Source organism: Hymenobacter rigui, assembly GCF_003944715.1.
GTDB classification, from domain to species: Bacteria; Bacteroidota; Bacteroidia; order Cytophagales; family Hymenobacteraceae; genus Hymenobacter; species Hymenobacter rigui.
This window is the reverse complement of the sequence record NZ_RWIT01000002.1, coordinates 606,691-629,467: the sequence shown is the minus strand read 5'-3', so window position 1 is coordinate 629,467 and position 22,777 is coordinate 606,691. Positions and strand designations below refer to the sequence as shown.

At 58.9% G+C, this 22,777-nt stretch carries 14 protein-coding genes and 3 tRNA genes; 10 read left to right on the top strand and 7 right to left on the bottom strand.

Annotated elements, in window-relative coordinates; genetic code table 11:
• Window positions 1-62: 62 nt before the first annotated feature.
• From EI291_RS06865 to EI291_RS06845, 5 genes are all read right to left on the bottom strand, one after another.
• Complete coding sequence (locus EI291_RS06865) at window positions 63-1,721, bottom strand: SBBP repeat-containing protein (protein WP_125419056.1); 1,659 nt, start codon at window positions 1,719-1,721, stop codon at window positions 63-65.
• A 97-nt stretch (window positions 1,722-1,818) separates the two neighbouring features.
• Window positions 1,819-3,279 carry a toxin-antitoxin system YwqK family antitoxin gene (locus EI291_RS06860; protein ID WP_125419055.1) on the bottom strand — a complete coding sequence of 487 codons (1,461 nt, stop codon included), beginning with the start codon at window positions 3,277-3,279 and terminating at the stop codon, window positions 1,819-1,821.
• Window positions 3,280-3,500: 221 nt separating this feature from the next.
• Window positions 3,501-4,682, bottom strand: coding sequence for an acetyl-CoA C-acyltransferase (locus EI291_RS06855; RefSeq protein WP_205701568.1), 1,182 nt, complete (start codon window positions 4,680-4,682; stop codon window positions 3,501-3,503).
• Window positions 4,683-4,806: 124 nt separating this feature from the next.
• Window positions 4,807-5,772, bottom strand: a complete 966-nt coding sequence (locus EI291_RS06850; protein WP_125419054.1) for a tetratricopeptide repeat protein — start codon at window positions 5,770-5,772, stop codon at window positions 4,807-4,809.
• Entirely contained in the window at window positions 5,769-6,764 is a 996-nt protein-coding gene (locus tag EI291_RS06845; protein ID WP_125419053.1) for a VWA domain-containing protein, read from the bottom strand. The genes EI291_RS06850 and EI291_RS06845 overlap by 4 nt, the downstream gene beginning before the upstream one ends.
• 190 nt (window positions 6,765-6,954) lie before the next feature.
• Here EI291_RS06845 and EI291_RS06840 point away from each other — a divergent pair.
• The 10 genes from EI291_RS06840 to ppk1 all read left to right on the top strand — a co-directional run bounded on the left by EI291_RS06840 (window position 6,955) and on the right by ppk1 (window position 20,731).
• Window positions 6,955-7,042, top strand: a tRNA-Ser gene (locus EI291_RS06840).
• Window positions 7,043-7,122: 80 nt separating this feature from the next.
• Window positions 7,123-7,196: transfer RNA gene (locus tag EI291_RS06835), tRNA-Pro, on the top strand.
• A gap of 55 nt (window positions 7,197-7,251) precedes the next feature.
• Window positions 7,252-7,325: transfer RNA gene (locus tag EI291_RS06830), tRNA-Arg, on the top strand.
• Between the two features lie 727 nt (window positions 7,326-8,052).
• The gene (locus EI291_RS06825) at window positions 8,053-12,249 is read left to right on the top strand and encodes a PAS domain-containing protein (RefSeq protein ID WP_125419052.1); all 4,197 of its coding nucleotides are present in this window, start codon (window positions 8,053-8,055) and stop codon (window positions 12,247-12,249) included.
• Window positions 12,250-12,314: 65 nt separating this feature from the next.
• Window positions 12,315-12,725 (top strand): response regulator, encoded by a 411-nt coding sequence (locus EI291_RS06820; RefSeq protein ID WP_125419051.1) that lies wholly within the window; start codon window positions 12,315-12,317, stop codon window positions 12,723-12,725.
• A gap of 205 nt (window positions 12,726-12,930) precedes the next feature.
• On the top strand, window positions 12,931-14,313 hold the full coding sequence (locus EI291_RS06815) for a T9SS type A sorting domain-containing protein (protein WP_125419050.1): 1,383 nt from the start codon (window positions 12,931-12,933) through the stop codon (window positions 14,311-14,313).
• Window positions 14,314-14,452: 139 nt separating this feature from the next.
• Window positions 14,453-15,802, top strand: a complete 1,350-nt coding sequence (locus tag EI291_RS06810; protein WP_125419049.1) for a T9SS type A sorting domain-containing protein — start codon at window positions 14,453-14,455, stop codon at window positions 15,800-15,802.
• Window positions 15,803-15,961: 159 nt separating this feature from the next.
• Window positions 15,962-17,944, top strand: coding sequence for a DNA topoisomerase (ATP-hydrolyzing) subunit B (gene gyrB, locus EI291_RS06805; protein ID WP_125419048.1), 1,983 nt, complete (start codon window positions 15,962-15,964; stop codon window positions 17,942-17,944).
• Between the two features lie 64 nt (window positions 17,945-18,008).
• Window positions 18,009-18,389: a RidA family protein gene (locus EI291_RS06800; RefSeq protein ID WP_125419047.1), complete on the top strand. Its 381-nt coding sequence runs from the start codon at window positions 18,009-18,011 to the stop codon at window positions 18,387-18,389.
• Between the two features lie 53 nt (window positions 18,390-18,442).
• A complete protein-coding gene (gene ppk1, locus EI291_RS06795) occupies window positions 18,443-20,731 on the top strand; it encodes a polyphosphate kinase 1 (protein WP_125419046.1) in 2,289 nt (762 codons plus the stop codon).
• Window positions 20,732-20,809: 78 nt separating this feature from the next.
• On the opposite strand, the gene EI291_RS06790 is transcribed toward ppk1, so the two are convergent.
• Window positions 20,810-21,562: a hypothetical protein gene (locus EI291_RS06790; protein WP_148103393.1), complete on the bottom strand. Its 753-nt coding sequence runs from the start codon at window positions 21,560-21,562 to the stop codon at window positions 20,810-20,812.
• A gap of 217 nt (window positions 21,563-21,779) precedes the next feature.
• Window positions 21,780-22,772: a Ppx/GppA phosphatase family protein gene (locus EI291_RS06785; protein WP_205701567.1), complete on the bottom strand. Its 993-nt coding sequence runs from the start codon at window positions 22,770-22,772 to the stop codon at window positions 21,780-21,782.
• Between the last annotated feature and the right edge of the window lie 5 nt (window positions 22,773-22,777).

Here is a 22,777-nt window from a genome sequence, read left to right as displayed (position 1 = left end):
ACCGCTGAAAAAAGGCCTGACCGCAAGTGGCAGCCAGGCCTTTGAACGCTGAGCGGATTAGTTTACAGCAGCTCCAGCCGGCGCGTTTCTTTGCCGCAGCGCACAAAATATACCCCGGCCGGCAAGGCTGGAAGTCTGAGGCCGGTTGCTTCATACACGGGCCGGGCGTTAGGCACCACCAGTCGGCCCACGGCATCGAATACCTGAACCGGCGCATTGTCCGGGAGGCCGGCAGCCCACACAGTACCCTGGCTGGGGTTGGGCCAGAGAGTGAATGTGCCCGCCGAGTTCCGAGCGAAATCGTGAATGTTGGCCACGAAGAAGCGCGAAGAGAAATACTCATAATATTTACCCCCGGCCGGTAATTCGGTAGTGCCTAAGGTGTAGCCAGGGCCGGCGTAGCTACCAAGCAGGCGCACGTCGCCGCCGGGAGCAGCAGTGAGCCCCCAGCCGGACTCCTCGCCGGAACCGCCTCCGCCTAACGCCCAGCGCCAGGTACCCTCCGGATCAAGCTGCGCCACAAACAGGTCGGTTTTGCCGTGGGAGCTAAGGGCCGGTAAGGAGCCAAACTGCAGCTGCGAGCTGGCAAAATTTCCGGTTATGGTAATGTTGCCGTTGTCGGTCAGGGCCAGGGCCAGACCATTATCATTGCCGGTGCCACTTACCCGCCGGGCCCACTGCCATACGGCCTGCCCCGAGAGCTTTGCCACCAGAATGTCAGTGCTATTGTTGGCAGCAGGCAGGTTAATCGGGCCCAACGTGGCCTGCTGGCCGCTAATGCTGCCGGTCAGGTAGCAGTTGCCGGTGGCATCCACCGCAATTGCCTGGCAGCGCGATACGCCCGCGCCGCCCCGCACGGCCCACTGCCAACGGCCATATTGCCCATCCAGCCGGGCCACAAACAGCTGGGTGCCTGCACTGCCGGGCAGGGCAAGCTGGTCGAAGTGCGGACCCTCCCCGTTGAAGGTGCCTGCTACATATACATTGCCGGCCGCATCGGTGCTGATGGCACTGCCAAAGTCATACGCCCGATAGTCGCCTACCACCCGCGCCCACTGCCATACTCCGGCCGCGTCCAGCTTCGCCACGAAAGCATTGTAGCCACCCCAGCTGTTGACGGAGTGCAGCCCGAAAGCCACGCCGTAGCCCCGCAGGCCGCCCGTTACGTAGGCGTTGCCGGCGGCATCCAGGGCCAGCGCCTGCGGATAGATGTAGTTATCATCGGGGCCGCCGGCGGATAGAACCCGTTGAAACTTGCCATCGGGGCTGAGGCGGGCTAGAAACAGGCTGGGCCCGTAGCTGATGTTTTGCAGTTGCTGCTGTCCGAACGTAGCCGTGTAACTTTCGAAGCGGCCTGCCACGTGTACATTGCCACTGGCATCCAGCGCAATGCCGGTGCCGAAGTCGGCACCCCGCCCGCCGGCTTGTACGGCCCAGGCGTAGCTGCCATCCGGCAGGAGCTTGGCCACAAACGCATCATAGTCGCCGGTTGAAGTCAGGGTAGTGGCTCCGAGGGTGAGCGTACCCTGAAAGCTGCCCGTTACGAACGTATTACCGGCGGCATCGGTAGCCGCCTGCGTGGCCTGGCCCTGGGCCTCAAAGGTAGCGGGCTGCTGTCCGGGCGTCACCCAGTCGAAACCGGGTACCTGAGCCACGCCCGTCGGACCTAAGCTAAAGAATACACCCAGCAATACACAAACAAAAAGTAGGGGTTTTGGCATAGCAGAATACGTGAAATGATGGCAGTAGCAGCAGGCCCGAAAGTTACGAAGCCGGCATCAATGGACTGATACCGGCTTCGTAACCGCTAAAATCGTGCTACTTCCGTTTTACGGGCGGTTTGCTGGTTGGCTTGGCCAGTATGGGCCGCCCAGCCGGCGCGTCTCCATCCTTGACAATCTGGCCGTTGCGGTAGGTTTTCTTTTCCAGTACGGTTTTGCCATCGGGCCCGAAAGTGCTCCACACACCTGATTCCTTCCCGTTGCGGAAGAAGCCGCTAACGGCCAGCGTACCATCTTCGCGCAGCTCCCGGTAGGTGCCGGTTTTCAGGCCCTTCACGTACGTGGTTTCCTTGTTGAGCTTACCTGAAGGATAGAATTCCTGCCCGAGGCCGGTGGGCTTGCCGACTTCGTACAGCAGCTTGCTCTGGACGGTACCGGTAGGGTAGTAGGTGAGTTTCTCGCCCGCCAGCTTGCCGTTGGCATAGGTTTCCTGCGAAGCCAATTGCTTACCGCCCGGGTGGAAGGTGCGCCACTGGCCCGTGGGTACGCCGTTTTTGAACTGCTGCTCAGCTTTGGCGGTGCCATCCTCGTGATACTGCGTGATTTTCCGGTCCCGACCCTGGTTGGCGTACTCAATTTTCTGCTCCGCCTTGCCCGACTCGTAGAAATCCTGCTGCGTGCCAATCAGCACGCCCTGGCGGTACACCTGGGTACTTTTCACGGCTCCGCTTTCGTAGTAGGATTTGGCCGGGCCATCGAGGTTGCTGGTGCCGCCGGCCAGGTTTTTGGCTTGTTTGGTGAGGTCGTCGGCCAGCGGGTTTTTTACGGCCCGACCAACCAGGGTGGCGGGGGCGTAAGTGCCCTCGGTGCGCAGCTTGCCCGAGCGGTAGTAGCTGCGGTAGCTGCCTTTACCGCTCTTATCGGCCTGCACGTCGGTTTCCACCTGGCCGTTGTCGTAGTAGGTTTTGTAGGGGCCGGCCAGCAGACCTTTGCTGAACACGCCTTCACTCTGAAGCTGGCCGTTTTCGTAGTAGGTTTTCACCGGACCACTGGCCTGCCCATTCTGATAGGTGATTTCCGCGCGCGGCTTGCCCGAAGGGTACAGCTCCCGGATAACCCCGGCCGGCTGCCCGTTGCTGAGCGTGGTTTCCAGCTTAATTTCGCCGTTGGGGTGGTAATAGCGCAGCGTGCCGGTGGGCTGGTCGTTGTCGTAGGTGCCTTCCTGGGCCAGCTTGCCGTTGTCGTAGAAGGTTTTGAACGGGCCCTGCCGCACGCCATCCTGGTAGGTTACCTCCAGCCGGTGGCCACCGTTGGGGTGAAACTCCACGTAGGCCGAGTCGCGCTTCCCGTCCCGGAAGCTGGTTTGCGACTCCAGTCTGCCCGAGCGGTAAAACCGTTTGTAAGTGCCCTGCATCACCGTATCGGCCCCCACCAGCGCCGAGTAGATTTCGCGCCGCTGCGTATTCGTGGAGTCGTAATAGGTGGTGAAGCGGCGTAGCTTCTGAGCTTGTGCCGAGGCCGCCGAGAGCAGCAGCAGGGCCAATATCATTCGTTTCATAGGTGCAAGAACGGGCTAATTCAGCAAGTAGTATTTCCGGCCGGGCGGTTCGGCTGCCTGCCGCTCTTCCCGCCACGCGTAACAGCGGCCACACAAAAGCCCTGCCGCAAAACATGCAGCAGGGCTTTTGTGTGGTAGTAGATCAGTTGTTGGTTGTCAGTTATCAGGCATTGCTAACTAACAACTGATAACCAGCAACTAACAACTTACAATGAATAACCTTACAGCTTCTCAACAACCAGCGAGCTGGCTCCGCCGCCGCCGTTGCAGATGCCGGTAACACCAATTTTGCCGCCTTCATTCTGCAGCACGTTTACCAGCGTCGTCACGATGCGGGCGCCGGAGGCTCCCAGCGGGTGGCCCAGGCTCACGGCCCCGCCGTACACGTTCACCTTGTCGCCTTCCAGGTTCAGCAGCTTGTTGTTGGCCAGTGATACCACCGAGAAAGCCTCGTTGATTTCGTAGAAATCCACCTCCGAAGCATCTACCCCGGCGTTTTTCAACGCTTTCGGAATAGCCAGCGAAGGGGTAGTGGTGAACCACTCGGGTGCCTGCTCGGCATCCGCAAAACCGCGGATGAGGGCCAGCGGCTTCACGCCCAGCTCTTCGGCCTTCTCGCGGCTCATCAGCAGCACGGCAGCCGCGCCATCGTTGAGGGTAGAGGCGTTGGCGGCCGTTACGGTGCCTTCCTTGCCGAAAGCGGGCTTGAGGCCGGCAAACTTGGCGAAATCAGCCTTGGTGTACTCCTCGTCGTCGCTGATGACGGTTTCCTTGCCGCGCACCGAAATGGTGACGGGCACAATTTCGTCCTTCTTTTTGCCGGCCTGGGCGGCGGCGGCACTCCGCTCGTAGCTCTGCTGGGCAAAGGCGTCCTGCTCCTCGCGGGTGATGCCGTAGTGCGTGGCAGTGCGGTCGGCGGCTACGCCCATGGCGAAATCGTGGTACGGGTCCCAGAGGCCGTCCTTCATCAGGCCGTCAATCATCTGGCCGTGGCCATACTTGGCACCGAAACGGGCCTTATCGAGGTAGTAGGGCACGTTCGACATGCTCTCCATGCCGCCGGCCAGCACTACATCGGCCTGGCCCAGCATGATGGCCTGCGCCCCGAACATGATGGCTTTGGTGCCCGAAGCGCATACTTTGTTCACGGTGGTGCATTCCACGGTATCGGGCAGGCCGGCTTTCTTGGCTGCCTGACGAGCCGGAGCCTGGCCCAGGTTAGCCGAAATTACGTTGCCCATAATCACCTGCTCCACCTCTTTGCCGTCTACGCCGGCTTTATCCAGTGCGCCTTTCAGAGCAATGGCGCCCAGCTCAACGGCCGACAACGACGACAGGCTGCCCCCGAAAGACCCGATGGGGGTACGCACAGCGGCTACAATTACTACTTCTTTGATTTGCATGATGGGGTTGGGTGGGAATGGTTGAATTCGGGTGCTAAAGGTAGGAAGGTTTGGGATGCAGTAATAAATGCCCGCGAGAGTTGCCGACTATGACATGGCCTTGCCGTATTTCTGCGTTGCTGCCTTACCACCCCGGCCTGGTCCTGTCGGCTGGTTTGGTGGCTTTGCGCGGGAGCTGCTGCAGATACTGCTGCTCGGTGGCGTGCAGGGCTTCCAGCAATTGGCGGGCCTGGCCGGGGCTCAGGTTCATTTGCTGCAGGCGGGCCCGCTGGGTCTGCAGATTGGCTTCCGCGTTGGAGGCCGTCTCCGTACCGCCGCGCCGGCTGTTGCCACCAACTGCTTCCGGGCCACCTTCTTCGTTGCTCAGTCCGCGCACCGCGCCGGGCTGGCTGCCCTGGGCTACCTGTTGCTTCTGGCCGCTTCCGGGCTGGATGTTGCCGTTGGCGGAAGCACCGGGCTGAGTTGAAGGCTCATCGGGGTTGCGTTGCCCTTGGGCATCTGGCCGGGCCTGAGGAGCAGTACGTGGGTCGCGGGTCTGGTCATTAAGCTGGCCGGGCTTATCGGTGCCGGCCTGTGGCTGCGGCGTTTTCTTCTCTGCACCTTCATTGCCAGGCCCACCATCGGTGCCCGGTGGGGGCAGCTGCGGCCTAGCTGACTGCTGGTTGAGCAGTTCGCGCAGTAGCTCATAGTTGTAGCGGGCATCCGCATTGGCGGGGTTAGCCAGTAAGGCCTGTCGTGCCAGGCCGAGGGCCTGGGCGTAATCCGCTTTTTGGGCTGCTATGTAGCTGAGCTGCTGAAAGGCGATGCTGCGCGTGGCGGCCTGCTTGCTGGTACTGAGTCGGTTGTAGTAGCCTCGTGCTTCGGCGGGCTGCCCGGCCCGCAGCGTGGCGTGCGCCAGATTCAGCCACACGGCTTCACTGGTGGCCCGCAGCGTGAGTGCCGCTTGCTTGTAGGCGGCGGCGGCCTCCGGGTAGTGCTTACTGAGGTAAGCCTGCGTACCGCGCTGCACCGCCGCATTCCGCTCATGAATACGTGTAAAGCCGCCCCAGGTACCCAGTAGCACCACGCCGCCAATCAATAAACTTCTCACGGTCGAATCACTTTTACCGTTATGAGGATATCCAGCGCAATCAGGCTCAGGGCCAGCAGGAGGGGGTAGCGGTACCGGTTATCCGCCACTGCCACCGTGCGTACCTGCTGCGCCTGCCCCTCCACATGGTTCAGGGCATTCAGCAAAAACGGGAACTCATTGCGCTGGTCCGTCAGCTCAAAATACAGCCCGCCGGTTTGCTCGGCAAGCTGCCGAAGCGGGGCCGCAACCAGGCGGGTAACGGCTTCCCGGCCTTTGGGGTCGCGCAGGTAGCCGCGGCCACCCGTTTGCGGAATCCGGCTGCCTTCGGTAGTGCCCACGCCAACGGTAAACACCTTCGCCCCCGAGCGGGCCAGTATTCGCACAGTCGGCTCCAGATTTTCTCCAAAGTCCTCCCCATCAGTAACCAGTACAACTGCCGTGGCCCGGGGCGGCGTGCTGCCTGCCGCTGCCGCCGGTGATGTAGTGGAAGAGGTTAGCCGGGTCAGCACCAGTTCCAGGGGCTGGGCCAGGTCGGTGCTGCCGGGCGGTACCAGGGAGGTCTGCAGAGTACTCACGAAAAGCTGCAGCGCCGCCTGATCGTAGGTGAGGGGGCACTGCACATAGGCTTCGCTGGCAAACACAATGAGGCCCAGCCGGTCGGCCGGGAACCGGGTGATAAGCGTAGCCAGTTCAGCCTGCACCTTCTGCAGCCGGGAGGGAGCCACATCCGGCGCATTCATGGACCGGGAAAGATCCACTAGCAGCCACACATCCTTGCCGGCGGTGCGCACCGGGTTTTGGGTAAGGCCATAGGCCGGACCCAGCAGCGCCACCCCTAACAGGCCGAAGTACGCCATCCGTAGCAGCAGCTTCCAGCTCAGCCGCCAGCCCCGCTGCCCGAGCGGCGCCGCCAAACGACGCGTCCGGAAGCCGTAGCCGAGGTACAGAAGAAAAAAAAATAACGCCGCTAGCCCCTCGGGCCAGCCCGGCTGGTACGCCCAGTTCAGCATGGCGGTAACCCCTTATAGTTCAAAATACAACCGGCGTGAGTAGGTGCGAAACAAGTGGCAAAACAAGCCTGATACACGGGTGTTCAGTCCGGTTTGCGTCGGCAAGATGGAAGATATTTTTTTTGAAAAAGGTTTGTTTCTCCATTCTCCTTGTATATTTGCACACCTTTCAGCCGGAAAGTAACCACCTGGAGAGGTGGGTGAGTGGCTTAAACCAGTAGTTTGCTAAACTGCCGAAGATCTAAAGTTTTCCGGGGGTTCGAATCCCCCCCTCTCCGCATTGCTAATTCTGAATTATGAATGTTGAACTATGAATCAGCTATTCATAGCACAATATTCATAATTCAGATTTTTTTTTCGGGGTGTAGCGTAGCCCGGTATCGCGCCTGCTTTGGGAGCAGGAGGCCGCAGGTTCGAATCCTGCCACCCCGACACCATTTCAAAAGCCGTTTGCCCACCTCTTGGGTGGACGGCTTTTGCACTTTCTGACCCCGTAGCTCAGCTGGATAGAGCAGCTGCCTTCTAAGCAGCCGGTCATTGGTTCGAATCCAATCGGGGCCACGCTGATAATAAGCCACTTAGCTGAATTGCTGAGTGGCTTTTTCTGTTGGCCGAGATGCCGCCTGCTTATCTACTCACGAAGTGTATTCGGATTACAAATTCGATTGAGAGGCAATATGGTGTTGGTTGCCAGGAACCGCAACAGACATCTGACACACCAATTCGGACCTTGGCTTCTAGGGCCACACGGCCTCGCAATGCCATAAATTACCGCCCATCCCATGTGGCCGATGTCACTACGGCTTTTCCAGAAACAGAATATCCCGGGGCGCATTGAAACCGGCCAAGCTATTAGAATGATAGGTTCCATCGCCTGCGAGGGTATGAGGAAGGTTCCGAAGTAGGATGACTTATGAGGAAGTGCCAGCTGAAAAAGCGGGTGGTACCAGTGCAGCTAACCGCCCAATTGGTGCTGATACTATGTCTCGGGTTTCTGCTTTCTCAAATAAACTGCAGTATTACCGGTAGTGAAGCTTGCGGGCTTCCCGAACGCACTGACATTGCACCGGCTCCCGCAACTTTGGTACCTTGGTCCTGGGCATGAGTGCGGGCTGCTTCACTAAAATGGGCACACCAGCAGTTTAAAATCCTGTACACATCTGCCGGACTGCGCTTTGGAGGAGTTACAGTTTGCTCCATCACCCAACTGACAGCTGCCTCACACCAGTTGACAGCCAAGAAATAGGCCTCCGGCAACCGGAAGCCACCTCGCCTTGTATCCGTTGCTATGCCATTTGCTGTTCCGGCCGAATTATCCTCCATTTCCTCTCAGGAAGTGCTGCTGACCATACTGGAGGTGTCTGCCACGGCCATTGCGCTGCTGCGGCCGGTGGGGGAGCAGCCTCAGGAAGAAGCAACTCATTTTGCATGGCAGTATCTGAACCCGGCGGCCCAACAGCTGCTGCAACTGCCGGCCCATCCGCCGGAGGGGAGCACCGGAATGCTGACGCAGGTGGCCTTTCAGGCAGTTTGTCAGACAGTCTGGGCCAAAGGGAAGGCAGAAGTGTATTATTCGGAACAGGTAGCTGCTTCCGGCCCCCTAGCCATTGAGGTAGCCATGCGGCGCAGTGGCGGGCTGCTGGTGGCTAGCTTTAGTGCGACCCCACAGCTGGCGCAGAGCATGCCGCAGCAACCCGCCGACGCCAAACAGCAGGAAGCAAGGATTACCAACGAGCCACTGCAGCAGCAGCTGTTTCAGGTGTTTCAGCAGGCTCCCGCCATGATCTGCCTGTTTGAAGGACCTTCGCACATCTTCCAGTTCGTGAATCCGTCCTACCAGGCCTTGGTGGGTAACCGGCATATTATAGGTCGGCCCATTGCCGAGGCTATGCCCGAGCTGGTGGGGCAGCCCATCTTCGAGCTGCTTGACCGGGTGTACCAGACGGGTGAAACCTTTGCCGCGCAGGAGATGCTGGTACAGCTGGACCACGAGAACGAAGGCCGGCATGAACTGGAGAAGCGGTACTACAACTTTATTTATCAGGCCCGCCGCAACCAGGACAATACCGTGGAAGGCATTTTTGTGTTTGCCTACGACGTGACGCCCCAGGTACTGGCCCGCCAGCAGGTAGTGCAGCAGGAGGCCCGCACCAGCCAGCTGAACGAGGATCTGGCCGCCGCCAACCGGGAACTGCAATATGCCGGTCAGGTAGCCCAGTCGTACACGCTGGAACTGCAGCAGGCGCATCTGCAGCAGCAGCAACTCAACCAGGAGCTGGAAGCGCGGGTGCTGGAGCGTACCCGTCTGCTGGCCGATTCACTGGAGGAAACTGAGCGCCAGCGGCAACAGGTGCAGCTTCACGAGCAGCAGCTGCTCCAGATACTAGGCCAGGTGCCGGCCTCGGTAGCTACGCTGGAAGGCCCGGAGCATCGGTACTCCTTCTTCAACGCCCGCTACCAGCAGCTGACTGGTAACCGGGCCCGGCTGGGTCTGACGGTAGCGGAGGCACTGCCGGAAGTAGCGGCGCAGGGATTTACTAGGTTGCTGGATAACGTATATGCCACCGGCCAGGCATTCGTAGGTACTGAAACGCCGCTTATCCTGCTGAATCCGGACTCCGGTGAGCCAGAGCAGCGCTACATTGATTTGGTGTATCAGCCGCTGCGCAGCCCCCAGGGTGATATCCAGGGCATTCTGGCCTTTGTACTGGATACCACCGAAAAAGTGCTTGCCCGCCAGCGCGCCGAAGCCGCCCAGCGGGAAGTAGCCGCATCGGTGCAGCAACTGGCTTCTCAGCGTGACACCTTCTACCAGATTTTTGAGCAGACCCCGGCGGCCATCTGCATTTTGCGGGGCCCGGAACACCGGCTGGATTATTTCAATCCGGCGTACCAGGCCCTGTTTCCGGAGCGTCTGCAGAAGGGCCGCACCATTGCCGAATTGCAGCCCGAAGCCATAGCGCACGGGTTTCTGGCGTTGCTTGATGCTGTGTACCATACCGGTGAAACCTACTTCGGCTACGAGCGGCTGCTGGTAATTGAGCAGGCCAACGGTGCCGCCGCTCAGCCTACGTATTTCGACTTCACATACCAGCAGTTTCAGGAGGCCGGGCAGCCCGCCGGCATATCGGTATTTGCCACCAATGTAACTGAGCGGGTAGTGGCGCGGCAGCAGCGTGAGGCCCAGCAACAGCAGCTGCAGCGGGTGTTTGAACAGGCTCCGGTTGCCATCGGGGTATTTGCTGGTCCCGAGTACATCGTGGAAGTCTGCAACCCCGGGCTGCAGACTATCTGGGGGCGCACCCAGGCCCAGGTACTCGGCAAACCGCTCCTGGAGGTTGTGCCGGAGTTCCGGGACCAGGGAGTAGAACAGCTGATGGATGAGGTAATGCGTACAGGGCAGCCATTCACAGCCCAGGAAATGCCCCTGCAGCTACAGCACCAAGGGCAGCTGCTCACGGTATACGTCAACTTCGTGTATCATCCGCTGCGCGACGCCCAGGGCCAGATCAGCGCTATTGCCGTAGTTGCCACCGATATCAGTGAGCAGGTGCGGGCTCGGCAAACCAGCGAAGCCACTGCCCGGCGGCTGCAGCTCATCACCGACGCCCTGCCCGTACTGATCAGCTACCTGGATAAAGAAGAGCGGTACCGGTTTGTCAACCACGGGTACGAGGCCTGGTTTAACCGTGCGCCGGAAGATACGCTGGGCCGGACCGTACGGGAAGTTATTGGCGAACAGGCCTATCCGAGTGTGGCTGAGTACCTGCGGCGGGCTCTGGCTGGAGAACGGCTTGATTTTGACGCTCGTATGCCTTACCGGGAAGGCTTCACCAAATACATTCACACCAGCTATGTGCCGGATGTGCAGGACGGCGAAGTACGCGGCATTTACACGCTGGTGAATGATATTACCGCGCAGGTAGAGGCCCAGCGGGAAGCCGAGTGGCAGGGCCGCTTGCTGGAAACCCTGTTCATGGAAGCCCCGGCTCCCATTGCCATCCTCGATGGGCCCGACTGGACGTTCCAGCTCGTGAATCCTGCGTATCAGCGCATTTTTCCGGGCCGAGAGCTGTTGGGCAAACCGGTGCTGGAGGCCCTGCCCGAGCTGACTGATACCACTATCATCGACAGCCTGACGCAGGTGTACCACACCGGCGAAACGGTGGTATTCCAGGAACTGCCGCTGCATTTGGCCCGCTATGCCAACGGGCCGCTGGAGGAGCTCTACTTCACCTTCACTTACCAGGCCCGGCGTAATTCCGAAGGCCTCGTGGATGGCGTGCTGGTGTTTGCCTACGAAGTAACCGACCAGGTGCATGCCCGGCGGGTAGTGGAGAAAAGCGAGCAGTACCTGCGCATGATGGCCGATAACGTGCCGGCCATGATCTGGCTAACTGAAGCCAGCGGCAGCTGCATCTACATCAACCAGCAGTGGTATGAGTACACGGGCCAGACCGAAGCCGAGGGCCTGGGCCGGGGGTGGCTCGATGCAGTGCACCCGGAGGATGCCGGGGCGGCGCGTACCACTTTCCTAGATGCCTCCGCCCGATTTGCACCCTTTAGTTTGCTCTACCGACTGCGCCGCCACGATGGGCGCTACCGGTGGGGGCTGGCTACCGGCTTTCCGCGCTTCGGCCACCAGGGACGGTTTGAAGGCTACGTGGGCACCGTATTCGATATTCACGAGCAGAAACAGGCGGAGCAGGCCCTGCAACGGCTCACCAGCAAGCTCCGCATCGCCCGCGACCAAGCCGAAAACCTGAATACGGAGCTGCAGGCCAGTAACGAGCAGCTGCGCCGCACCAACGTCGACCTCGATAATTTCATCTACACGGCCTCGCACGACTTAAAAGCGCCCATTACCAACATCGAAGGGCTGGTGAATCTGCTCCAGAACCAGATTCCGGCCGGAAACCCGCTGATGCCCGAGATTCAGCCGCTGCTTTCGATGATGCGGGAGTCGGTGACTCGCTTCCAGCGCACCCTGGAACACCTGAGCGACGTGACGAAGCTCCAGAAAGAGTACGACCAGCCCGTAACGCAGGTAAACCTGGCCGCCATGCTGCAGGATGTGCAGCTGGATCTGCGTCCGCTCATTGAGGAGGCCGGCGCGCACATTTCGATAGATGTAACGGCCTGCCCTAGTATTTCCTTCGCGGCCAAAAACCTCCGTTCCGTAGTGTACAACCTGCTCAGCAACGCCCTGAAATACCGCTCCTCCGAGCGGCCGGTGCAGGTACAGGTGCGCTGCTACCAGGAGCCTGGTTTCAGTGTGCTGTCGGTGCAGGATAATGGCCTGGGCCTGGAGGCGCGGCAGCAGCAGGAACTGTTCACCATGTTCCGCCGCTTTCATCCCGGTATTGAGGGGTCCGGGATTGGCCTGTATATGGTCAAGAAAGTAGTGGAGAATATGGGCGGAAAGCTTATGGTGGCAAGCGTTCCGGGCGTCGGCTCCACGTTTTCCGCATACTTCCGGCGCTAAGTTGCGTATAGGCCAAGTGCCCGCTGGAAAACCGGTGGTACAAGTCCCGCTTTCTTTCCGCTTCAATGGCTCCTATTTCCTGCGTTCTGCTGGTTGACGATGATCAGACGACAAACTTCCTGAACCAGCTTCTGCTGCGCAAAATGGCCGTTACAGATCATATCATAACTGCTCAGGACGGCCAGGAAGCGCTTACTCTGCTGACTCAAAACTGTCAGCCCCGCAAGCCCACGTGCCCCATGCTTATTCTGCTGGATGTTAATATGCCGGGCATGAATGGCATCCAGTTTCTGGAAGAATACCAGCAGCTCCCGCTGGCCGAGCAGAAAGCTATTGTGATTGTGATGCTGACAACTTCCCTGCACCCACGCGACGTGCAGCGGGTTGAGCAGCTGCACGCCGTATCGGGGTTCGTTTCGAAACCACTCACGGCCGAGAAAATGCAGACTATTCTGGAAAAACACTTTCAAAACTAACCGCAATCCACCTTAGCCGGAAACCAGAACTGTTAGCGCAGCTGCCGGATTGTGTTTAACTGTTATAAGGCCGGTCTTTTGAGAAAAAGCCGGCTTTTATGCTTAAAATAGCATATATTGGATTTTAAGAATGCAAACATTTCAATATTTGCGTTCTTTTGCTGTCATAGTCATTTCTTAGAATTCTTCAACCTTTCCGCTTCGCATGAAAAAAGCTTTACTTTCTCTGGGATTACTAGGACTGGCTGCCGCCCATGCCAACGCTCAATGGGTGTTGCAGAATACTGCTGCCAACCCCCAAACGCCGCCCAGCTACTTCTCCCGCCAGATTCAGACCGTCAGCGCCACAGTAGTGTGGCAGCTGCTGCAGGAAGCCACGCAGGGCTCTTCCATCAATACGTTTTCCAAAACCACGGACGGCGGTGCTACCTGGACTTTCAACTCCATTAACGGTACGGCCAACTACTCGGCCGCCGGTATTCATGCCCTGGATGCCAACACGGCGTTTGTGGCCCAGTACGGCGCGCAAGGTGGGGGCGAAATCGTGAAAACCTCCAATGGTGGCAACACCTGGACCAAAGTAACCACCTCCACGCAGTTTCCGCGCACCGCTGGTTTTGCCAACTGGGTATACTTCTTCGATGCCTCCAATGGAGTAACGCTGGGCGACCCGGTAGGCGGCTACTTCGAGGTATATACCACCAGCAATGGCGGTACTACCTGGACGCGCGTGCCCCAATCCAACCTGCCCGCGCCGCTCGATGCCAACGAGTACGGGCTGGTAGGCTCGTACTTCGCCCTGGGCAACACCATCTGGGCCGGTACCACCCACCTGCAGGACCCCAACGACCCAAACTCCGGTCTGCCATCCCGCATCCTGAAATCCACAGACCGCGGCCTGACCTGGATGGCATCGCCCACTACGCCGCTGAATGGCGGTATCAGCCGCATTGCCTTCGTGGACCAGAACAACGGTCTGGCGTTCCAGGGCAGTGACCTGATTTATACCACCAACGGTGGTGCCACCTGGCAGACCCGCTCGTACACCGGCAACTTCAACCATTTCGATATTGATGCTGTGCCCGGTACGTCCACGTACGTAAGTGTGGGATCCTCGGTACCTACGGTTTCTACCGCCGCCGACTACGGCTCCTCGTACAGCACCAACGGTGGCCAAACCTGGATTGATATTGACCGGGGCCGTTATTCCTCGTCGGTTGACTTCATCAGCCGCACCGTAGGCTATTCCGGTGCTCAGACCGACAACCTCGGTGCTGGTGGGGTGTACAAGTATACCGGTACCATTACCGCCAGCAAGGGTGCCCAAGCGCTGAAAGGCCTTTCCGTGTACCCCAACCCTAGCGCCACCGGTGCGTTTGAGGTGGAGCTGGCGTCGGGTCTGAAAGCCGGTGCCCAGGTACGCGTGTTTGATGCCGTAGGCCGGCAGGTGTATAACCAGTCGCTCAACCCTACGGCCGTTGCCACGCAGCGTACCACGCTGGATCTAAGCAAGGAAAAGGCCGGCCTCTACACCCTGGAGCTGCGCACCGAAGCTGGTGTGGCCCAGCAGCAGATTGTGATTCAATAGCTGTACCCAATACACAGCCACTATTACTGAAAAAGCCCGGTTGTTACGGCAGCCGGGCTTTTGCTTATAAATAAGCAGGCACTTCAGTTGTCATATATCCTGAGTTCTCCAAGCCCGTTCCTTTCCCAACCTTTCGGTTATGAAAAAAACAGTACTACTTGTGATGGGTGGTTTGCTGATGACTACCACCAGCCAGGCCCAATGGGCCCACCAGCCTTTCACCTTCGCGGAGGCCTCCAACGTGCCGTTGTTCGTCGATGCCGTTGATGCCAATACGGCGTGGGCAGCTTCCAACGGTCTGTTCAGCGGGGAAGGAGCCAATCAAGTGGCACGCACCTTCAACGGCGGCCAGAACTGGACAGTCATTACTGTGCCCGGCGTAAATCCGGCTACGCAGACCATCCAGTCTATATCGGCAGTCAGTGCCACCACGGCCTGGGTGGCCACGCTGGATGCCGTAGGCGGGCGGGTCCTCAAAACCACCGATGGCGGCGCTACCTGGGTGCAGCAAAGCACGGCCACCATGTTCAGCCAGCCCGACAGCTGGCCCAATGCCATTTATTTCTTCAATGCCAATGATGGCGTGGTAATGGGAGACCCAGAGGTGGCCGGTGGCTCTATGGAAATCTATTATACTGCCAACGGCGGCACTACCTGGACGCGTGCCGCCAACGTGCCCGTTGGTACCGCCGGCGAGTATGGCAGCCTGTTTCCGCCTGCGGCGGTTGGTAACTCCATCTGGTTTGCCAATGATCAGGGCGACATCTTTCGCTCCGCTGATAAAGGTGTAACCTGGGCAGTAAGCCGGGGGGTGGCGGCTGACCCCATCGAAAATATTGCCTTTCGCGACGAGCAGAACGGCCTGGCCCTCATCAGCGACGCCAATGCGACCAATCACATGCTTTTCCGGACCACCAACGGCGGGGCTACCTGGAGTACGCTCACGTATACCGGTCCCCTGCACGGGGTATCCATTGATAATGTACCGGGTACGGGCAATTATATCTCCGTGGGCGCTGAGTTCGGCAACGGAGATGCCGGCTCTTCCTTCAGCCGCGACAATGGCCAGACGTGGACCAGCATTGAGGCCAACCTTAACCACCTGCTGGTGGATGCCGCCGGCCCTACGGCCGTGTGGAGTGGCGCGGTGGGCGTAAATGGCGCCGGTGAAATTGTGGGCCTGGGCGTCAATAAACTCACCAGCACAGTATTGCCCACCCGGGCGGCTACGCTGGTACTCGGCGCCAGCCTCTCGCCGAACCCCAGCACCGATGGGCAATTCCGGGTGCAGTGGGCCGGAGCCGCCCACTCGGGCAATGCCACCCTTACCGTAGCCGATGCGCTGGGCCGGCAGGTGCTGCACCGTACGCTCGATGCCACCCGCACTACTGAAATCACCGTGGACCTCAGCCGCGAAAAAGCCGGCCTGTATCAGGTAAAGCTGGAGTCGGAGGCCGGCGTGAGCCACCTGCGGGCCCAGGTGCTGTAACCTAGAGCAGATCCTCAGAAAAATGCCGTTGTTCCTACCCGGGAGCAGCGGCATTTTTGTGGGCATCGGGCAGGGGTAAATCGGCCTTGTGGCTGGCAAAAACCGGATTTTTTAGGTATCTTTGTAGACGCCTAAATCAGGTTGAATTAACTGCGTCACATGAGTGAAACACAAGAGATAATCGGAACCTCGGACTACTCCGCGGATAGCATTCAGGTGCTCGAAGGGCTCGAAGCCGTGCGCAAGCGACCCTCCATGTACATCGGTGATACCGGCGTGAAAGGATTGCACCACTTGGTGTGGGAGGTAGTCGATAACTCCATTGATGAAGCCCTGGCCGGCCAGTGTGACCGGATCGAAGTAACCATCCACCCCGGCAACGCCATTTCGGTGCAGGATAACGGCCGCGGCATCCCCGTGGGCATCAATCAGAAGTTCGGCAAATCGGCTCTGGAAATTGCCCTCACGGTGCTGCACGCCGGCGGCAAATTCGATAAGAACAGCTACAAAACCTCCGGCGGTCTGCACGGCGTGGGCGTGAGCTGCGTAAACGCACTTAGCACCCACACCCACGTTACGGTAAAGCGCGACGGCCACATCTACGAGCAGGAGTACACCATTGGCGTACCCCAGTACGACGTGCGCCAGATTGGCGACACCACCGAGCGGGGCACGCTGGTGTGGTTCCAGCCCGATGCGACCATCTTCGACGAAACCACTACCTACTCCTACGAGCGGATTGCCACGCGTCTGCGGGAGCTGTCCTACCTTAACCGCGGCATCCGTATCATCCTCACCGACCTGCGCACGCCGGAAGACGGGGGTGAGCCCCAGCAGAACGAGTTCTTCTCGGAAGGCGGCGTGGCCGAGTACGTGCAGTACCTCGACAACAGCCGCACCGTGCTCATGCACAAGCCGGTGTACGTGGCTACGGAGCGCGGCATTCCGGTGGAAGTGGCCTTCCAGTACAACGACTCGTTCCAGGAGCACATCTACTCCTACGTTAACAACATCAACACCCACGAGGGCGGTACCCACGTATCGGGCTTCCGGGCGGCTATTACCCGCGTACTGAAGGCCTACGCCGAGAAATCGGGCGAGGTAGCCAAAGCCAAGGTGGAAATCCAGGGTGACGACTTCCGCGAAGGCCTCACGGCCGTTATTTCGGTGAAAGTAGCTGAGCCTAAGTTTGAAGGTCAGACCAAGGGCAAGCTGGGCAACTCTGAGGTAAACGGCGCGGTGAACACCGTGGTGGGCGAAATCCTGAACCAGTATCTGGAGGAAAACCCCAAGGAGGCCCGCGTTATCATCGACAAGGTGATTCTGGCCGCCAAAGCCCGTATTGCAGCCAAGAAGGCCCGCGAGATGGTGCAGCGCAAAACCGTGCTGGGCTCCAACTCCCTGCCCGGCAAGCTGGCCGACTGCTCCGAATCGGACCCCGAAATCTGCGAAATCTACCTTGTGGAAGGTGACTCGGCCGGTGGTACTGCCAAGCAGGGCCGCAACCGCGCCTTCCAGGCCATTCTGCCGTTGCGGGGTAAAATCCTGAACGTGGAGAAGGCACAGGAGCACCGCATTCTGGAAAACGAAGAAATCCGGAACATGATTACGGCCCTGGGCGTCACCTTTGGGATGCCCGCCGACCCGGAGAATGGCATTGAAGCTGATGCCAAGGCCCTGAATACGGCCAAGTTGCGCTACCACAAGGTCATCATCATGACCGACGCCGACATCGACGGCTCGCACATCCGCACGCTGATCCTGACGTTCTTCTTCCGCTACATGCGCGAGCTGGTGGATAAGGGTTATATCTACATTGCCCTGCCGCCGCTGTACCTCGTGAAACGCGGTAAGGAGGAACGTTACTGCTGGACCGAGGAGGAACGCATGCAGGCCCAGGAAGACCTCGGCCGGGGCAAGCCCGAAACGGTGAACGTGCAGCGCTACAAAGGGCTGGGCGAGATGAACGCCGAGCAGCTCTGGAGCACTACCATGCAGCCCGCCACCCGTTCCCTCAAGCAGGTAACCGTGGACTCCGCCGCCGAAGCCGACCACCTGTTCTCCATGCTCATGGGCGACGAGGTAGCTCCCCGCCGCGACTTCATCGAGAAAAACGCCAAGTACGCCAAACTGGACGTGTAACCGGTATAGCTTAGAAAGGCCCGCTGCAAAGCGGGCCTTTTTTGTGTTACCTCAGCAAGTGTATATGCGTCAGAATATATCTTCCGGAGCTCCTTGGGAAGTAACTGTTGGGTATTCCCGTGCCGTACGGGTCGGGAATGTGGTGGAAGTGGCCGGTACTACTGCCCAGGATGGCAGCACCGTTACCGGCATTGATGCGTACACCCAGGCAGTGCGAATTCTGCAGAAGATTATGGCCGCCCTGGCTGAGGCCGGTGCTGCGCCGGAGCATGTGGTACGCACCCGCATCTACCTCAAAAACATAGCCGACTGGGAAGCCGTAGGTAGAGCGCACGGCGAAGTGTTCGGAACGATTCGTCCGGCCGCTACCATGCTGGCTGTGAGTGCCCTGATTGCTCCGCAACTACTAGTGGAAATAGAAGCCACTGCTATTATTCCGGACTGACTATACTACTGCGGGCGTTTGCTCGTATTTTGTCCGGCCTTTCCTCTTACCGCATGAAACTGTTCAAATCCGCCGACCTCATCCGCAAAAGCAAATACATCAGCCGTGACCTGAGCTGGCTGCGCTTTAACTACCGGGTGTTGGACCAGGCCCGCGACGCCAGCCGCTCCCTGTTCGACCGGCTGCGGTTTATTGCCATTACCAGCAGCAACCTCGATGAGTTCTTCATGATTCGGGTGGGCTCCCTGTACAACTATCTTGACTACGGCAAGGAGCGCATCGACTACTCGGGGCTGCGCGAAATGCCCTTCCGGCGCAAACTGCTGGACTTTGCCCACCGGTTTGTCAACGACCAGTCGCTGACCTACCTCAACGACCTGAAGCCGCTGTTTGAGAAGAACGGCTTCAACGTGCTGAAGATGGAGGAGCTCACGGAGCTGGAGCTGAAAAAGGCAGATGGGTACTTCAAAAACACCATCTTCCCGCTGCTCACGCCCATGGTGTACGACAGCTACCATGGCTTCCCACTGATGATGAACCAGATGCTCATCTTCGGGGTGGTGACGCGGGCTGGGGGCGGGCTGGATGCCGAGGCGGAGCGGGGCCAGGAGCGCCTCACCTTCGTGCAGATTCCACAAAACCTGTCGCGCTTCTTTGAGCTCACGCGCAAGGACAAAGTCATCTACGTGCCCATTGAGGAAATCGTGCGCGAGAACATGCCCAAGCTGTTCCGCAACGTCGAAATCGTGTCGGCCGATATGTTCCGCATCACCCGCAACGGCGACTTCACGCTGGAGGAATCGGACGACATTGACGTGGACTTCATCAAAGAAATTCAGCTGGGGCTGAAAACCCGGAAAAAGGGCCGCGTGGTGCGTCTGGAAGTGGAGCCCAATGCCTCGCAGCTGCTGATGAACGTGCTGAAGGAGCGGTGGAAGATTGACAACGGGAATGTGTTCGTCATCAACTCCCTCATTGACCTGAAAGGACTGCTGCAGATTCTGAAGCATCCTAATTTCCGGGGCAAGGGCTTCAAGCAGCCGGCGGCTGTTACGCCGCTGAGCTTGCCCGACGGGGCCGAGGATAACCTCTTCGAGTACCTCAAGCACCATGATGTGCTGCTGCACCACCCCTATAATAACATCGACCCGGTGGTGCAGCTGCTGGAGCAGGCCGCCGAGGACCCGCACGTACTGGGCATCAAGCAGACCATCTACCGTCTGGCCGACGACTCGCGCGTGACGGCCGCACTGCTGAAAGCGGCCGAAAACGGTAAGCACGTATCGGTGCTGTTTGAGGTGAAGGCCCGCTTTGATGAGGAGCGCAATATCCGGGAAGGGGCCAAGCTGGAAAAAGCGGGCTGTTTCGTCATTTACGGGGTGAGCAAGTACAAGACGCACACCAAGATGATGATGATTATCCGCAAGGAAGGCGAGAAGGTGACGCGCTACGTGCACATCGGCTCCGGCAACTACAACGAGCAAACCTCCCGCATCTACACCGACATCAGCCTACTCACGACTAACGACGTGTATGGTCACGACGTGTCAGAATTCTTCAACGTCATCACCGGCCACTCCCAGCCCGACGATTACGAGTACCTGATTACGGCCCCCAAGGATATGCGTCAGCAGCTGATTTCCCTGATCCGGGAGGAAAGCCGTAACGCCAAAAAGGGCCTGCCCAGCGGCATTGTGATGAAGATGAACTCCTTGGAAGACAAGGAGATGATTGATGAGTTCTACAAGGCCAGCAAGGCCGGCGTGCCTATTCGCTTCATTGTGCGGGGCATCTGCTGTCTGCGGCCGGGCCGGGCCGGGCTGAGCGAGAATATCGAGGTGCGCAGCATCGTGGGCGACTACCTGGAGCACTCCCGCCTGTTCTATTTCCACCAGGCCGGCCACCCCAAAGTGTACGCCGGCTCCGCCGACCTGATGGTGCGCAGCTTCGACCGGCGTATTGAGGCGCTGTTCCTGATTGTGAATCCGCAGCTCAAACGCGAGGCCATCAACGTGTTGTACTTCAACCTGAAAGACAACCAGAATACCTACGTGATGCGCGAAGATGGCGCATACATTCAGCGTCAGCCCGCCCCCGAAGAGCCAGTGTTCAACGTGCATAAGGAGTTCTACAACAAGAACTTCAGCATGGTAGGGGAGAATGCGCTGTACGAGGAATGGCTGTCCTGCGCCGCCATCCGCAAGGATGCGCCCGGAGATACCGCCGAGGCGGTGGTGCCGGTGGTTTCAACCGCGGAAGTATCGGTGCCCGAAAACGGGCAGGAAAGCCTGGCCGCTACCGTAGCGCAGGAAAATCCCGAAACTGAAGCGGATTTAGCGTAAATTATTCTGAAGGAATCCGGCCCCGGTAAGCATTGAATAGGAGGCTTACCGGAGCCGGGTTATTGATCTACAATGCGTTTATCGTTTCTTTTTCAGCAGATGCGGGTAAAATACAACGCTGGCCTGTGCCAGAAACTCGTTGTTTTTCTCCTCCCGAATAACACTGCGTAGTGCCGAGGTGGCGGCAGTGGAGGGCCCGGATGCTGTAGAATACCCCCCGTTCAGGCGAAACTGCAGCGCGGGGAAGTTCCTGGAGCCCAGTTCCAGCTGCCCCCACACGGCGTGTCGCAGCAGATTGGGAACCGGATACCGGAGGTCATCACGCTGGTATTCTTCTCCGGTTTCGGTTTGGCGGGTAGTCAGGACGGAGTAGCGCCGATAATTCAGCAGCGTGGCTTCGTAGGCCAGCCCGATAGAGCACAAAACGTAGCGGCTGGTAAGCTGTTTCTGCAGCCCTATCAACCCATACAACTGCCGGCTGTCCACAGTGGTGAATTGGTTAAGATAAGGGGAGCTGAGGGCACTTACGAAGCTGTGGGCCGTGCCGCCGCCGCCGGTAACGGTGAGCCAGGAGGTCGAATCGAGGGGCAGGTAAACGCCCAGACCCACACGGGCGTGGCGCTGGGTAGATTGATCTTGCGTGCTGGGTTTGCCAGGGCGCTGCAGGCTGCCGCCAACCGTAGTTGTCAGGAGCAGGTGGTTAACAGGAGAGTAAGCTGCTTGAGCATTGGCAAAATGGTTGCCATCGACGCCGGCGGTTACTTCGGCCTCTTGCTTGGCATGCACGGTGGGCAGATGCGGGGTAATGGGTCGATAGGCGGCGCAGGACACCAATGCGGATAAGAGCGGTAACGCAAATAAGGATAACGGATGGCGTTTCATAACAGCTGAATTAAATGTGATACGAACGTACCATATCCAGCCAGAACTTGTCAAACGGAGAGCATAGCGTATTAGAGTTATGTAAATAGAAAAACCATACTCCAACTAACTATTTAATAGCTAGTTGGAGTATGGTTTTTCTGACTTTTCAGGAAAGGGCAGATGCCTACTCTACCTCCGTGGGGCGGGGCTGCACAGTGGGCTTGGGATGTCCGGGCTGGTGGTCAGTTGAAGCCCGGATTTCCTCGAAATGGTCCTCAAACAAGGCCTGCAGCATCCCGTCTTTCAAACCAATGTCCGGAACAATCATCTGGTGCACATCGGCCCACTCCATGGCGGAGAGGTAGATGTGGCCGGCGGGTACGATGACGTCGGCCCGGTCGGGGTTGAGCAGGGCCACGTTTACCCGCTCGTCCATCGTCATGCTGGTGAGGTGGTCGAGGACGGTGGCAATGCGCTTGCGCGTAACGGGCTTATCCAGCTGAGGCTGGGACATGCTGTAGAGCTTATTGATGTTGCCGCCGGTGCCAATGGCGCGGGACACGTGGTAGCGGCGGGCATTTTCCGTCACCCATTCCTCCATGCGCTGCCAGGTTTCGCGCATGGCCTCGGTACTCAGGCCGGCTTCTTCCTGCTGCATGCGCCGGATGCTGCCCACCTCAAACGACTGCGACGCCACCTTGCGGCGGTTATGGTAGATGTTGAACTCGGTGCTGCCCCCACCCACGTCAATGTGCAGATAGTGCTTCTTGTCTTCCAGCAGGTTTTCAATGACGCGGTTGATGTAGGCGGCCTCGGCTTGTCCGTCAATTACCTGCACCGTCATGCCGAGCTCCTGCTGAATGCGGGCGGCCACTTCCCGACCATTTTCGGCGGTGCGCATGGCGGAGGTGGCGCACACCAGGTAGTGGTCGGGAGCTACGTCGTGCACCTCCATGAGCAGGCGCAGCGCGTGCAGAAACTTGATGAACTTCTGCTGCTTCTTCTCCGAAATCCGGCCGCTGGCAAACACGTCCTCGCCCAAGCGCAAAGGGTAGCGCACGTACTCCACGCGCTTGAGTCGGTACCGGTCACCGTAGTGCAAAACCGCCGAAATCTGGCACCGTACAGCGTTGGATCCAATGTCAATGGCGGCCAGTTTCAGGAGCGGATATTCCATGCAGA